This window comes from Actinoplanes sp. NPDC051475, from assembly GCF_040689425.1.
GTDB lineage: Bacteria > Actinomycetota > Actinomycetes > Mycobacteriales > Micromonosporaceae > Actinoplanes.
On sequence record NZ_JBFAZZ010000019.1, the window covers coordinates 22,860 to 36,653 of the forward strand.

At 72.7% G+C, this 13,794-nt stretch carries 14 protein-coding genes; 8 read left to right on the forward strand and 6 right to left on the reverse strand.

What is annotated here, in order from left to right; genetic code table 11:
* Window positions 1-5 precede the first annotated feature (5 nt).
* Window positions 6-806: an ATP-binding protein gene (locus tag AB0368_RS31655; protein ID WP_366157680.1), complete on the reverse strand. Its 801-nt coding sequence runs from the start codon at window positions 804-806 to the stop codon at window positions 6-8.
* A gap of 195 nt (window positions 807-1,001) precedes the next feature.
* Here AB0368_RS31655 and AB0368_RS31660 point away from each other — a divergent pair, with 195 nt between their 5' ends.
* Window positions 1,002-1,226 carry an NUDIX domain-containing protein gene (locus tag AB0368_RS31660; RefSeq protein WP_366157681.1) on the forward strand — a complete coding sequence of 75 codons (225 nt, stop codon included), beginning with the start codon at window positions 1,002-1,004 and terminating at the stop codon, window positions 1,224-1,226.
* A 146-nt stretch (window positions 1,227-1,372) separates the two neighbouring features.
* Here AB0368_RS31660 and AB0368_RS31665 read toward each other — a convergent pair whose 3' ends face one another.
* A complete protein-coding gene (locus AB0368_RS31665) occupies window positions 1,373-1,912 on the reverse strand; it encodes a GNAT family N-acetyltransferase (RefSeq protein WP_366157682.1) in 540 nt (179 codons plus the stop codon).
* Between the two features lie 112 nt (window positions 1,913-2,024).
* Between AB0368_RS31665 and AB0368_RS31670 the strand changes: the two genes are divergently transcribed.
* The 3 genes from AB0368_RS31670 to AB0368_RS31680 all read left to right on the forward strand — a co-directional run bounded on the left by AB0368_RS31670 (window position 2,025) and on the right by AB0368_RS31680 (window position 6,251).
* The gene (locus AB0368_RS31670) at window positions 2,025-3,494 is read left to right on the forward strand and encodes a beta-N-acetylhexosaminidase (protein WP_366157683.1); all 1,470 of its coding nucleotides are present in this window, start codon (window positions 2,025-2,027) and stop codon (window positions 3,492-3,494) included.
* 246 nt (window positions 3,495-3,740) lie between these two features.
* Window positions 3,741-5,576: a M48 family metallopeptidase gene (locus AB0368_RS31675; RefSeq protein WP_366157684.1), complete on the forward strand. Its 1,836-nt coding sequence runs from the start codon at window positions 3,741-3,743 to the stop codon at window positions 5,574-5,576.
* 198 nt (window positions 5,577-5,774) lie between these two features.
* Window positions 5,775-6,251: a hypothetical protein gene (locus AB0368_RS31680; RefSeq protein WP_366157685.1), complete on the forward strand. Its 477-nt coding sequence runs from the start codon at window positions 5,775-5,777 to the stop codon at window positions 6,249-6,251.
* 8 nt (window positions 6,252-6,259) lie between these two features.
* Here the strand turns inward: AB0368_RS31680 and AB0368_RS31685 are convergent, their stop codons facing one another.
* From AB0368_RS31685 to AB0368_RS31700, 4 genes are read right to left on the reverse strand one after another with little or no spacing between them, the layout of a single operon-like run.
* Window positions 6,260-6,673 (reverse strand): nitroreductase/quinone reductase family protein, encoded by a 414-nt coding sequence (locus AB0368_RS31685; RefSeq protein WP_366157686.1) that lies wholly within the window; start codon window positions 6,671-6,673, stop codon window positions 6,260-6,262.
* Window positions 6,670-7,668, reverse strand: coding sequence for a YafY family protein (locus tag AB0368_RS31690; protein ID WP_366157687.1), 999 nt, complete (start codon window positions 7,666-7,668; stop codon window positions 6,670-6,672). The genes AB0368_RS31685 and AB0368_RS31690 overlap by 4 nt, the downstream gene beginning before the upstream one ends.
* Window positions 7,669-7,697: 29 nt before the next feature.
* Complete coding sequence (locus tag AB0368_RS31695) at window positions 7,698-8,606, reverse strand: hypothetical protein (protein WP_366157688.1); 909 nt, start codon at window positions 8,604-8,606, stop codon at window positions 7,698-7,700.
* Window positions 8,607-8,617: 11 nt separating this feature from the next.
* Entirely contained in the window at window positions 8,618-9,262 is a 645-nt protein-coding gene (locus AB0368_RS31700) for a hypothetical protein (RefSeq protein ID WP_366157689.1), read from the reverse strand.
* 268 nt (window positions 9,263-9,530) lie between these two features.
* Between AB0368_RS31700 and AB0368_RS31705 the strand changes: the two genes are divergently transcribed.
* Genes AB0368_RS31705 through AB0368_RS31720 form a run of 4 tightly spaced genes read left to right on the forward strand, consistent with a single transcriptional unit; the run spans window position 9,531 to window position 13,786 of the window.
* Window positions 9,531-12,416: a nitrate- and nitrite sensing domain-containing protein gene (locus AB0368_RS31705; RefSeq protein WP_366157690.1), complete on the forward strand. Its 2,886-nt coding sequence runs from the start codon at window positions 9,531-9,533 to the stop codon at window positions 12,414-12,416.
* A complete protein-coding gene (locus AB0368_RS31710; protein WP_366157691.1) occupies window positions 12,417-12,833 on the forward strand; it encodes a roadblock/LC7 domain-containing protein in 417 nt (138 codons plus the stop codon).
* Window positions 12,823-13,209 carry a DUF742 domain-containing protein gene (locus AB0368_RS31715; RefSeq protein ID WP_366157692.1) on the forward strand — a complete coding sequence of 129 codons (387 nt, stop codon included), beginning with the start codon at window positions 12,823-12,825 and terminating at the stop codon, window positions 13,207-13,209. The genes AB0368_RS31710 and AB0368_RS31715 overlap by 11 nt, the downstream gene beginning before the upstream one ends.
* The gene (locus AB0368_RS31720) at window positions 13,190-13,786 is read left to right on the forward strand and encodes an ATP/GTP-binding protein (RefSeq protein WP_366157693.1); all 597 of its coding nucleotides are present in this window, start codon (window positions 13,190-13,192) and stop codon (window positions 13,784-13,786) included. Before AB0368_RS31715 ends, AB0368_RS31720 begins: the two co-directional genes overlap by 20 nt.
* Window positions 13,787-13,794 lie beyond the last annotated feature (8 nt).

The following is a 13,794-nucleotide window of genomic DNA, read 5'->3' on the forward strand; positions in this document are numbered from 1 at the left end:
CAGCCTCACCATTGGCGTGGTCGGCCGGCGCGGTCGCGGACGGTCGCCCAGACCATTTTGCCGCCCGCTGTTGGTAGGGCGCCCCAGGCGGTTGAGTCGGCGTGCACCACGCGGAGGCCGCGGCCGCGTTCGTCGAGGGGGTGGCCGTTGCGGACCGGTGGGAGGTCGAGCACTCGGGGGAGCATCTGGTCCCGGTCGCGTACGGCGAGGTGCAGGGCCGCCCCGCGCCGGGAGACGGCTATGTCGATCTGGGTTCGGGCGTGTTCCACGGCGTTGGTGACCAGTTCGGACATGACCGCCCGGGCGGGGTGCAGCAGCGTGGGCAGTTCCCACTCCTGGCAGACGCTGCCGACGAGGTCGCGCGCCCGGCTCGGGGACATCGGCGACGGGGGCAGCGACATCCGGACGACGTCCTGCGCCCGGTGTTCTGCCATGGCCGCTCGGGCCTCGGCCGCGGTCGCGTGGATCGGCAGTGTGCCGGCCCGGCCGAGCTGGGCGGCGAGGGATGCGCCCGGCGGCAGGCACAGCGCGAGTCCGGCGGCGGGTGTGGCGGCCGCCGTGGCGCGGGCCGCGCCCAGCCAGGTCGGGACGCTGATCGCCTGGGGGTCCTCGACCGCGGTCAGGTCGACGACGATTCCGGCCGGGCTCTCGGCGAGGCACATGCGCAGCGTGCGGGAGGCGGCGCCGTGCAGCGACGCCTTCCAGGTGCCGCGGACGGCCACGTCGATCACCGCCCCGTCCGCGTCCGCGGTGACCCTGAAATTCTCGTCGCCGGGATCGAACAGGTACGGGGGTTGCTCGTGCATGACGGCCCTTTCGCCGCTGGGTACTCGGAGTCTTCGGATCGGCTCGGTGCCCGTCAACGCCGGTGTCACCCGATCAGGATCGCCCGTTCAGTGTGATTGACATGCAGCCATGTACTTGCATGGCTGAATGTATGGGCGCGCGCCCTCGGCGAGCTGTGCGCGAGAGGCGCGGACAGAGCACCTATCTTGTCCGGTATGCCGATTTCGCCGTACCTGAAGAGCCTGCGTGATGTGGTCGGACCGCGACTGCTGCTCCTGCCGGGGGTCACCGCCGTGGTGTTCGACGACGACGGCCGGATCCTGCTCGGGCAGCGCAGCGACGACGGCTCCTGGTCGTTGATCGCCGGGGTCATGGACCCGGGGGAGCAGCCGGCCGAGACGGTGGTGCGTCACCTTCCGGTGCCGCGTCGTCGGCGGTGAGGCCCGGGTCAACGACGACGAGTCGCTGGCCGTCGGCTGGTTCCACCCGGCTGTCCTGCCACCCGTCGCCGAGCTGACCCGGCGGCGCATCGAGTGCGCGATGCGGCCCGGCGACTCCGCCTGGTTCCGGGCGCCGGGCGGGTGAGTCAGAGCCGGCGTGCCCGGACGTGGTCGTCGTGCCAGACGTCGCCGACCAGGAATTTCTTCGTACCGATGATCTCGAAGCCGTGTTTGGCGTAGAACTTCGCCGCGCGTGCGTTGCGCTGGTTGACGCCCAGCCAGCAGACCGTCGCGCCGGTCGCCGCGGCCGCCGCCAGCGTCTCGCTCATCAGCGCCGCGGCCGCGCCGGAGCCGTGGCTGTCCGGTGCCACGTAGAACTTGCTGAGCTCGATGCTGTCCGGGGCGGCGGTGGCCACGGTGGCGGCCAGTTCCGGGTCCTGGATCGGGCCGCCGACCAGCATCGCGTACCCGATGGGCTTGCCGTCCTCCTCCTCGGTGAGCAGCAGAATCCGGTCCGGATCGGCGAGGTACTGCTCGAAACCGGACTGCGAGAGATGCCGCGCGATGAAAGCGTCGATGTCTGCCTGCAGCGTGCCCGGCGGGGTGGCCAGGCCGAAGGTGCGTGCCGCGAGGTCGTGCAGGGCCGGGGCGTCCGCCGGGGTGGCGCGACGGGTGGAGATCGCCATGCCGCCACGATAACGGCGGCGTGACGAGCTTCATCGACCCGCCCCGAAACTGGAAAGAGGGTTTAAAGTTTCCGGCGGGCCGAAGACCGGCCTCTACGAGAAGGGCGTAGTGGTGACTAGAGAACTGGGCGATGTGATTCCGGCGCCGGCCGAAGTGCGGCCCGACGCGGCCGCACATTTCACGATCGACGACGGTACGGCGATCAGCGCCGCATCCGGCACGGAGCAGGTGGCGGCGTACCTCGCCGACGTCCTGCGCCCGGCCACGGGCTTCGGCCTGCCGGTGGGCGACGGGCCGGCCGCGATCGTGCTGCGGCTGGACGGGGCGCTGGGCGACGAGGAGTACCGGCTCGAGATCGCCGCCGCCGGCGTGACGCTGACCGGTGGCGCACCTGCCGGGCTGTTCCACGGCGTGCAGACGCTGCGCCAGCTGCTGCCCGCGGAGGTCTTCGCGACCGCGCCGCGGCAAGCGACCTGGCGGCTGCCCGGCGGTACCATCGCCGACCGGCCCCGCTTCGGCTACCGCGGCGCGATGCTGGACGTGGCGCGCCACTTCTTCACCGTCGACGAGGTCAAGTCCTACGTCGACAGCCTGGTCCAGTTCAAGATCAATCACTTGCACCTGCACCTAACCGACGACCAGGGCTGGCGCATCGAGATCGACAGCTGGCCCAAGCTCACCGCGATCAGCGGCGGCGACGGCACCGGCGTCGACGGCACCGGGCCCGGCTTCTACACCAAGGCCGACTACGCGGAGATCGTCGCGTACGCGGCCGCCCGCTTCGTGACCATCGTGCCGGAGATCGACATGCCCGGGCACGTGAACGCGGCCCAGGTGGCGTACCCGGAGCTCACCGCCGACGGGGTCGCCCCGCCGCAGCGCACGGACGTCGAGGTCGGCTACAGCTCGTTCGTCGCCGGCAAGGAGGAGACGTACGCGTTCGTCGGCGACGTCCTGCGCGAGGTGGCCGAGCTGACCCCGGGGCCGTACCTGCACATCGGCGGCGACGAGGCGCAAGCCACCACCGCCGAGGACTACCGCGCCTTCATCGAGCGGGTGCTGCCCCTGGTCACCGCGTACGGCAAGCGCCCGGTCGGCTGGCACGAGATGGCCGCGGTGGACCTGCCCGCCGCGGCGGTGCCGCAGTTCTGGCGCATCGAGGCCAGCGACGACGGTACTGCGCGAGCCGCGGCGAACGGCAGCAAGGTGCTCATGTCGCCGGCCGACCGGACGTACCTGGACATGAAGTACACCGCCGAGAGCCGGCTCGGGCTGGACTGGGCGGGCACCGTCGGCGTCGAGAAGGCGTACGGCTGGGACCCGGCCGAGCGGCTCCCCGGCGTCGGCGAGGAATCCGTGCTCGGCGTCGAGGCGCCGCTGTGGTCGGAGACCCTGCGCAGCCTGGCCGACGTGCAGACGATGACGTTCCCCCGGCTGCCCGCGATCGCCGAGATCGGCTGGTCGCCGCGCGCCGGCCGGGACTGGGAGTCCTTCCGCGGCCGGCTGGCCGCGTTCGCGCCCCGGTGGCGGGAACAGGGCGTCGCCTTCCACCCGTCGCCCGAGATCCCCTGGGTGGACTGACGCCTACGGCACCACCAGCCGGCGGCGGTGGCCCGTCCGCGGGCCGCCGCCGCCCTGCGGGATCAGCTCGAACCCCCCGATCGCCCGGCCGGTTTGCGAAACGGCCGCAATTAAAACGACGCTTAAATCTCCGTCCGCTCCTCGGCGACGTTTTCGCACGTCAATCGCGGCGACGGGCGGTCTGGCCCAACTGAACGGCGGGATGGCGGCGATGGTGCCGGCCGGGGCCGGCCCTAGGCTTGCCGGGTGCAGAACAGGGTGTGGGCCTCGGTCGCCGCGCTGGCCGGGTTTCTGGCGGTTGCGGCGCTGCAGCTGGCGCTCGTCGTCGTGCCGGTGCTGCTGGTGCTCTCCATGCTGCCCGGCGCCGCCGCCCTGCGGGTCGGGCTGCCGGTGTGCATCGCCACAGTCGGCGTCATGGGGTACGCGACCTGGCAGGCCCTGCACACCCGCCGGCCGGAACCGGTCGGGATCCCCGTGGGGCGGGCGGACGCGCCGGGCCTCTGGGCGCTGGTCGACGGGGCCGCGGCGGCCGCCGGGACGCGCGCGCCGGACCGGGTGACGATCGTGGCCGACGCGGCCGCCCGGGTCATCGAGCACACGCGTCTGCTGGGGCTCGCCGGGGGCCGTCGTGATCTGTACCTGGGCCTGCCGCTGCTCCAGGCGTGGGACGTCGCGCCACTGAAGGCTGTGGTGGCGCACGAGCTCGGGCATTTCTCGCCCGCCGCGGGCCGGCTCGCGCCGATGGCGTACCGGGGCCGGGTGGCGGTCGGACGGGTGGTTCCGCGCATTCCGCGGCGTAATCCGGCGGGTCCGCTGCTGCGGGCGTATGCCCGGTTCTATCGCCGGGTCGATGCGCCGTTCAGCACCGAGCAGGAGTTGCGCGCCGATCGGATCGCCGCCGGGTATGCGGGGACCGCCGCCGCTTCCGCCGTGTTGCGCGATCTGCCGGTTCTGGATGGGTTGGTGCGGATCTTCCATGCCGAGTATCTCGGGCCGGGGTGGCAGGCCGGTCACGTCCCGGACGACATCTTCGGCGGCTTCCTGCGGGTTCTCGCGGCCCGGGCGGAGGACGTCGCCGTGCTGCGTGCCCGGGATCCGGCGCTGCCGTCCACGTGGGACACCCATCCGCCTCGTAGCGAACGCCTGGCCGCTCTGACCGCGGCCGGAGGAGACGAGGGAGGCGAAGGGGAAGAGGCGGCCGAGCTGGTGCCCGACCTTCCGGGGCTGGGCCGTGCGCTGCAGGCGGTGGCCTTTCCCCCGCAGGGCCGGACCGCGGCCGGTTGGGACGACTTCTTCGGCGCCGCGCGTACCGTCGAGGTCGAGCGCGAGGCCGGCGCCGCCCTGACCACCCTGAGCCGGGTCGCCGGCAGCCCGGTCGCCACCGCGGCCGACGTCCTGGATCTCGCCGGTGATGGGCGGCTGCGCAAGCTCGCCGAGTCCGTCTTCCCCGGCCTGCCCGCCGACGAGACCGCGCTGCGGGTCGCCGAGCTCGTCACTCTGCTGCTGGCGGTCGCCGCCCTGCGCAGTGATGCGGCCCGCTGGCGGCACAGCTGGACCGGTACGGCCGAACTGGTCGCGCCGGACGGCGCGCATCTGGATCTCGGCGGCCTGGCGGCGCTGGCCGTCGACCCGGCGACCGTGGCGACCGCACGGGAGCGGCTTGCCGAGCTGGGTATCGACGTCTCGGCCGGGCCCGCGGCGCAGGGTGCGCATCCGCGCGCCGAGGTGGTCGGCGGGGTCGTCAACGTGGTGGTCGACGGCGCGCGGACCGATCTGCTCATCGTCGATACGGGATTGGTCCTGGTCCCGGGGCTGCCGCGGTCACAGAACGGCTCCGCGAAGCGGCGGCTGGCCGAGTTCGCCTCCGCCGACGTGCCGCGCCGGCAGGTCATCGCGCCGGAGACGCGCTTCGTCGCGTACGCGGATGTGGCCAGAGCCACACAGGTCAAGCGGCGGAGCTGGGATCTGGAGCTGCGGGACGGCGGGACGCTGAGTGTGCGGGGCGCGCTGGACTCCGACGAGCTTCCGGGCGGGTGGAACGCCCTCGGTGACGCCGTTGCGTTTCTGTCCCGTACCCGATAGTCACCCTCGGGGGATGAACCGATCCGCCTGCCGGACCGTGTTCTCTAGTGGATGGTCGCATGTCCGACGGAGCAGTCGCCCAGTCGTCACCGACCGTCACACTGGGATCTGGCGCCGTTCGCTTACCGTTCGCGGAAATGGGTAGAGAGAGCCCACGCGGACCGGCGAAAATCGCCATGACAGGGGGGAGGGGCGCTGATGGAACGGGGACCCATGGCGCTCTTCGGGGCCATCATCGCGGTGGGCCTCGGACCGGCGATGTGGCTGGGCGCGCAATTCGGTGAGGCGACACTGACGCCGCAGCGACCGCCCGCCGTGACCGTGCAGCACAACGACGCGACCAAGCCCCAGGGTGGATCCGGGGCCGGGGACGCGCCCGACCAGACCGAGATCGTCCGCACCGAGCCCAAGGCCGTGACGCAGCCCCTGCGGAGCCGCCCGAAGCCGGCGCCGTCGGCCTCCTCGGTCTCGCCGTCGCCGTCGGAGTCGGAGCCGACCACCCCGCCGACGGAGACCACGCCGCCCGCGGACGACGAGTCGCAGGAGCCCAGCACCCCGCCGACAGAGTCCACAACCGAGCCGACCACCCCGCCGACAGGGGACGACCCCGAGGAGCCGCTGCCGCCGGACCCGCCGTCCGGCGACTCCGGCACGGAAAAGGTCGCCGAGGCCTGAAAGCAGGCCTAGGACTCCAGCGCGACGACCGGGATCGTGCGCGCGCCGGCCTTCGCCTGATGCTCGGCGAAGAACGCGTACTGCCGGACGATCCGCTCCCAGGCCTGCGCATAGTCGTCGCCGGTCAGCGGGACCGCGCGGGCCTGGAACGTGCGGCCCGGCAGTTCCACCGTGACGGACGGGTCGGCCTGCAGGTTGCGGTACCACTGCGGGTGGTCGGCCGCGCCGGCGTTCGAGGCGATCACGAGGAGGCGGCCGTCCTCGTCGACGTACATCATCGGGCTCGTCCGCTGTTCGCCGCTCTTGCGTCCCCGTGTGGTGAGCAGCAGCAGCGGGCGGTCCTTCATCGAGGCGCCGCCGTCCGCCCGGAACTGGGCGATCAGCTGCCGGTTGTGGGCGAGAAGATCCTCGGGCATCGTCATGCCCCCGATCCTGCCGCGTGCGCGTCCAGATATGTCGCCGCCAGGCCGCGGGCGGTCGCCGCGAAGCGTTCGCGCAGCTCGATCGGGGCCAGCACCTCGGCGTCCGCACCGAGTTTGAGCAGCTCGATGTGTCCGTGCCGGATGGACTCGATGGGCACCACCGTGGTCAGCCAACCCCGCTCGTCCGGTGCCGAGGCGGATTCCCGGGCGACCCGGGACATCTCCGGCGGAAAGACGAACGCCATCCGGTCGAGGGCCTCGGCGGTCATCCGTACGGTGGCTGCCCCGGTGTAGACGCTGCGCTCGTACCGTTCGGTCCATTCCTGCCAGAAGCCGGCGAGGTCGAAGCCCGGCGGCCGGACGACCGCCTCCTCGCCCACTGCGGCCTCGAGGATGTTGACGACCCGGTACGCGGTGACGCGCTCGCCGGCAGCCGCCACCAGATACCAGCGGCCGGCCTTGAGCACCACACCCAGCGGCGAGAGCGTACGGGTGACCTCGCGCGGAGCCTTCCACCGCCGGTAACGGACCTCCAGCTGCCGCTCCCGCCACACCGCGTCCGCCACGGTCGCGAGGTGCGGGGTGGGCTCGTCCGCCCGGAACCAGCCGGGGGCGTCGAGGTGGAAGCGTTCCCGTACGCGATCCGCCCGGTCGGCGAGCTCACCCGGCAGTGACGCCCGCAGCTTGAGCTCCGCGGCGGCCAGCACCGACCCGAGGCCGAGCTCGGCGGCCGGGCCCGGCACCCCGGCGAGGAAGAGCGAGCCGGCCTCCTCGCGGGTGAGGCCGGTCAGCCGGGTGCGGTAGCCGTCGAGCAGCTGGTAGCCGCCCGCCGGCCCGCGATCGGCGTAGACCGGCACGCCGGCCGCGCCCAGCGACTCGACGTCGCGATAGACCGTGCGGACGGAGACCTCGAGCTCGTCGGCGAGCTCGTGCGCGGTCATCCGGCCACGCGTCTGCAGCAGAAGCAGCAGGGAGACCAGGCGGGCGGCGCGCACCCACCCAGTCTCCCAGGGCCGGCGGCCTGCTAGAGGCCGAGAATGCGGTTGAGGATGTCGCGGTAGCCGCGGAGCTGCACCCGCAGCGTCTCGGTGTCGTCACTGTCGGCGCCGAGGCCCTCCTTGCGCGACCTCAGGCCGGCGGTGAGCTTCTCGACGGCCTCCTCGACCAGGGCGGCGGCCTCGGTCGTGGCCTCCTTCGGGCTGTCGACGAAGCGGAGCTGCACGTCGCGCCACCGATCCTGGAGGGTCTGCGCGTCGGCGGCGGCGAACAGGGTGTCCGGCTGGCTCGCGGCGGGCGCGGCTGCGGCGGGCGCGGCTGCGACGGGCGCGGGAGCCTCCTCGGGCGCGGCCTCCAGCGTTTCCCCGGAGCCGCCCTCGTCCTTGAACGTCGGGGTGGCCGGCCGGTCATCGGCATCCTTGACCTGCGGGTCCTCGAAGCTTCCACGGTCGTCCAGGGCCACGTCGACCGGGTCCTCGACCGAGTCCTCGGCCCTCTCCTCCTGCGAGGCGGTGCCCGCGTACGTGGTCGTGTTGGACTGCGAGGGGGACTCGACCGCCCCGTCGCCGGGCGCCACGCTGCGGTCGTCGGCCACCCCGGAGGCTCCGTCCGTGTCGGGGTCGTTGGTGTCCCACCGGTCGTTGTCCGGGTTCGCCACCGCGGAGGCGGCGACCGCGCCGCCCACCGTGGACGCGCCGAACGCGGTCGGCTGCCGGCCGGGCTCGTGGAACTGGGTGCGGTCCGGGTCGTCGTCGACGTCCTGCGCCGAGCGGTCCCGGTCCGCGGTGTCGCGCGCCTCCTCGCCCGGGGCGTCGGACCAGGGGGACGGCGGACGCTGGCCGGGCACTGCCACGGGCTCCGACTGGACCCGCTCCGGGCGGTCGTCGGGCGCCGGGTCGTCGGTGGACTCGCGGGCGTCGTTGGAGAAGAAACGCATCGTCGGACTCCTCAGCGGCTCGTGGCGTCGGGACGGGAGCCCGCGACGTCGCTGTCGTGGTCGTTGATCTTCTGGGACGGGACCTTGGGGTCGGTGCCGGGGGCGGTGGCGCCCTCACTCCGTACCGGATTCTCGCCGAGCAGGTCGGCGAAGAGCGCGCGGTAGTGCACCAGAGCCTGACGGAGATCCTCGGTGTCGGCCTCGCCGTTGCTGCTGCGCTCGCTGATCGCGTGGGCGTCGCGGTAGTGCTCGAGCGTGCGAGCGTGCTCGACGGAGAGCGTGGCGAGCTGCTCGTCGTAGTCGCCGGTGGGGTAGCCGCGCTCGGCGATCAGCCGGGTCACCAGCTCGTCGGCCGTCGCCACGGCCTGCTCCGGCGCGTCCACGAACTGGATCTGCACCTCTTCCCACGCGACCGAGTACCGGGCCTTGTTCTCCGCCGACAGCGGCTTGAGCTCCAGCTCGGCGTGCCGCTTCTGGCGCTCCTCGAGCTCCCGCTCGCCCGCCGTACGGCTGTCCGCGTCACCGACGACGCGGTCGTATTCGGGTCCGAAGGTCTTCTGCAACTTCCTGCGGCGGCTGGCACGTACGCCGAACACGATCGCGGCGATCACCAGCAGCACGACGACGATGAGAATGATCACGAGTGTGGGGGACATCGGGCCGCCTCCTTCTTCACCCGCTGGTATTCCCACTCAACCAGGGTCATCAATCCTCCGAGGCGGTCAGGCTCTCCACTGGACCCGTTCTAGAAAATGGGACTGTCGTGAGATTGACAGAGCGACCGATCCGGCACGGAGCGGAACTGGCTCGGACCGCCCAGGTTACGTATTCTGCCGAGGGCGTACGCAGCTCATAGACGGTTGTTGACCCCTCAACCATCGTCCGCCGCGTGTGCCGTCCCGCACATCCCTCGGGCGGAGTCTGATGAGAACCCGCAATTGGTCGATCCGTTCGAAGATCATTGCGCTGGTGGCGGTGCCCCTCACGGCCCTGCTGGCGCTCTGGGCCTTCGCAACGGCAATCACCGCCGGCCCGGCGGTCAGCCTGCTGTCCGCGCAGACGCTGCTGGACACGGTGGGCACGCCGGGCGAGGTCCTGGTGGGCGAGGTCCAGCGCGAGCGGCGGCTCTCCGTGGTGTTCCTCGCCGACCCCAAGGTCTCCCCGGCCGACCTCACCGCCCAGCGGGCCGCCACCGACCGGGCCGGGGCCGACTTCCGGCGTACGGCCGGCAGCGCCGAGGCCCGCCGCGCCGCGGGTGACACCCTGGAATCCCGCATCCAGCAGATTTTCACCGACCTGGACGGCCTGGGCGCCGCCCGCGGTTACATCGACCGGCGTGAGATCGACATCGTCGGCGCCCAGAACCTCTACAACGGCATCGTGGACACCGGGTTCCAGATGTTCTCCGCCACCGCCACGTTCGGCGACGAGCGGGTCGACCGGGAGATCCGTGCCCTCATCACGGTCGGGCGCGGCCAGGAACACCTCAGCCGGGTGGACGCCCTCATCGCCGCCGCGCACGCCGCCGGGCGGTTCAGCGCCGAGACCCGTGCGGAGTTGTTCCAGGCCATCGGCACCTCCCGGTTCCTCTTCTCCCAGGGCGTCAACGACCTGCCCGAGCGCGACAGGGCGGCGTACCAGCGGCTCAGCAACGGTGCCGCGTTCAACCGGCTCCGCGAGCTGGAGAACCTGATCGTGTCCGACAGCAAGGCGGGCGCGCCGTCGCCGGTCGCCGCCGAGGCCTGGCAGCCGGCGTACGACACGACCGCCCAGCAGCTGCGCGCTTTCGAGATCAACGCCACCGACTCGATGGCCGACGAGGCGCGGCCGGTCGCCGTCGACATCCTGGCCCGGCTCGGCGTCGCCGGCCTGCTGGGACTCGCCGCCCTGATCGTCTCCGTCATCTTCTCCGTCCGGGTCGGGCGCTCGATCGTCGGCCGCCTGATCCGGCTGCGCCGCGAGGCGCTCGCGATGGCGGGGGAGCGGCTGCCCACGGTGGTCCGGCGCCTGCAGCGCGGCGAGCCGGTCGACGTCGACGCCGAGACCCCGCCCCTGGAGTACGGCCGCGACGAGATCGGCCAGCTCGGCCACGCGTTCAACGAGGTCCAGCGGACGGCGGTGCAGTCGGCCGTCGAGGAGGCCGACGTCCGCCGCGGCATCAACGAGGTCTTCCTCAACATCGCCCGGCGCAGCCAGACGCTGCTCCACCGCCAGCTGGCGCTGCTGGACAAGATGGAACGCCGCGAGACCGAGCCGGAGGAGCTGGAGGACCTCTACCGCGTCGACCACCTCGCCACCCGCATGCGGCGGCACGCCGAGGACCTGGTCATCCTCGCCGGCGCGGCGCCCGGCCGCGGCTGGCGCAACCCCGTGTCGCTGATCGACGTGGTGCGCGGCGCGATCAGCGAGGTCGAGGACTACAAGCGGATCGACATCGTGTCGGTCGAGCCCTCGGCGGTGCTGGGCCGGGCCGTCGGCGACGTCATCCACCTGCTGGCCGAGCTGCTGGAGAACGCCGCGTCCTTCTCGCCGCCGCAGACCCGGGTCCAGGTGGTCGGCCAGGAACTGCCCAACGGGTACGCCATGGAGATCGAGGACCGCGGTCTCGGCATGTCCGCCGACGCGCTCGCCGAGGCCAACCGCAAGCTGCTCGAGCCGCCGGACTTCGACCCGGCGGACAGTGCGCGGCTCGGCCTCTTCGTGGTGGCCCAGCTCGCCGCCCGGCAGGGCATCCGGGTCTCGCTGCGGCCCAGCGCCTACGGGGGCGTGACCGCGGTCGTACTCATCCCGGAAGAGCTGATCACCGCGGCGCCGCCCGGCCCGGGAGCACCCGCCCTGCCCGCGGGCCCGGCACCGGCGGCCGACTCCTGGGACCGCCCGGCCGGCCCGGATTCCGCGTCGCTCAACGGCAGATCAACCGCCCTCGACGGTACGCACACAGCCGGCGAGGAGGTCGTCCCGGACGAGGCGCCGGCCGCCCTGCCGCCGGTGACCGGGCCGACCCCGAGCGCGGTGGTCGAGGGCCTGACCGCCGACGGCCTGGTCCAGCGCCGCCGGACCGGGCGCCGCCGCAAGGACGGACCGGCCGACCCACCGGCCCAGCTGCCGCCGAACCTCACGTCGCCCGCCGGATTGGCCGGCGCGAGCGACGTCACCGAGGCGATACCGCGGGTCACCGACGACGGCCTGGACGTCGACTGGCCGTCCGGCAGTGATCACCACAACGGTCACGACCTCGGCACGCCCGGCCTGCTGCACGGTGAGGGACCGGCGCTTCTGCCCGGGCCGGGCACCTCGGACCCACCCGCCGCGCCACCTCGCATCCCGGCGCAGCGCCGCGCCGCCGAGCTGGTCCCGCCGGCACCGGCCGCCGAGCTGGAGGCGACGGCCGACGAGGCTCTGCTGCCCAAGCGGGTGCGGCAGGCCAGCCTGGCGCCCCAGCTCCGCGGTCCGGTCGTCGAGCGTGCGGAGGCCACCACGGTGCGCTCTCCAGAGGAAGTGCGCAGTCTCATGAGCGCCCTTCAGCGGGGCACGACCCGGGGGCGCCGGGAGGCGGCCGCCCTCACCGGGCGAGGCCCCGACATGGCGGCGAGTGAGCCCATCGCTGCCGGCAGTGAACAAGTGGCCAGGGACCGTGACGAAATCTTCGCCGGAACTGACGGACAACGGACGGCTGCACAGCCGACGTGGTCCGAGGCGGCTACCGTCACCATCCCGGCCGTGCCGAGCACCGTGGCCGGTCCCGACGGCTCCACGGACGGCGCTCCCGACGAGAACCACCAGATCCACCGGCCGGAGAAGGACGCATAAGTGGCACAGACGACGAACCAGAGCGCCAACCTCACCTGGCTCCTCGACGAGCTGGTCGAGCGCGTGCCGTCGGCGCGGCAGGCGGTGGTGCTCTCCGCCGACGGGCTCATGCTGGGTGCGTCGGCCGGGATGAGCCGGGAGGACGCCGAGCACCTGTCGGCGATGGCCGCCGGATTCCAGAGCCTCGCCAAGGGCGCCAGCCGGCATTTCCGGGCGGGGCCCGTGCGCCAGACCGTGGTGGAGATGGAGGACGCGTTCCTCTTCGTCACCGCGGCCGGGCTGGGCGCCTGCCTCGCGGTCGTGGCGGGCAGCGACGCGGATCTTGGGCTGGTCGCGTACGAGATGGCCATGCTCGTCACCCGGGTCGGCCAGACGATGGACGCGCCGGAGCGGCTCCCGGGGTCCGATGCCCGCTGACCCGAGGCGCGCGCCGCACGACTGGCTGGACCACGACGCGGGTCCGGTCGTGCGCCCGTACGCGATGACGCAGGGCCGCGTGGCACCGGCCGGCGGCGAATTCGATCTGGTCGCGTTCGTGGTGGCGACCTTGCCGGACGCGGCACCGTCGCCCGCGCTGCAACCGGAGCATCACGCGATCGTCGGCGCGGCGTGGGAGCCGATGTCGGTCGTGGAGTTAGCCTCCAAACTGGACCTCTCCATCGGGGTCGTCCGGGTCCTGCTGGGTGATCTACGCTCGGCCGGACTCATCTCGCTCTACGAGCCTCCCGCGGCCTCCCAGCCGCATGACGTCGACGTACTCAAGGCGGTTGTCAATGGACTCCGTGCGCTCTGACCGTGACGGCGCGCGCTCGCGCATCCCGGTCGCGCTCAAGATCCTCATCGCCGGCGGCTTCGGTGCGGGCAAGACCACCATGGTCGGCTCGGTCAGCGAGATCCGGCCGCTGCAGACCGAGGAGGTGCTGACCGGCGCCGAGGGTGCCGACGACACCGCCGGGGTCGAGACGAAGCGGACCACCACGGTGACGATGGACTTCGGTCGCATCACCATCACCGAGGACCTCCAGCTCTACCTGTTCGGCACGCCGGGCCAGGACCGTTTCTGGTTCCTCTGGGACGAGCTGTCGCAGGGCGCGCTCGGCGCGGTGGTGCTCGCCGACACGCGGCGCCTCGCCGACTGCTTTCCCTCCATCGACTACTTCGAGCAGCGCGGCACCCCGTTCGTGGTGGCCGTGAACTGCTTCGACGAGCGCCGGTTCGGCGCCGAAGCGGTGAGCCGCGCGCTCGATCTCGACCCGGGCGTCCCGGTGGTGGAGTTCGACGCGCGGGAGCCGCTGGCCGCCCGCAACGTCCTCATCGAGCTGGTCGAGTACGTAGCCCGCCGGCAGCTGGCGGCGGCCGGAGCCCGCTGACCGGCGCA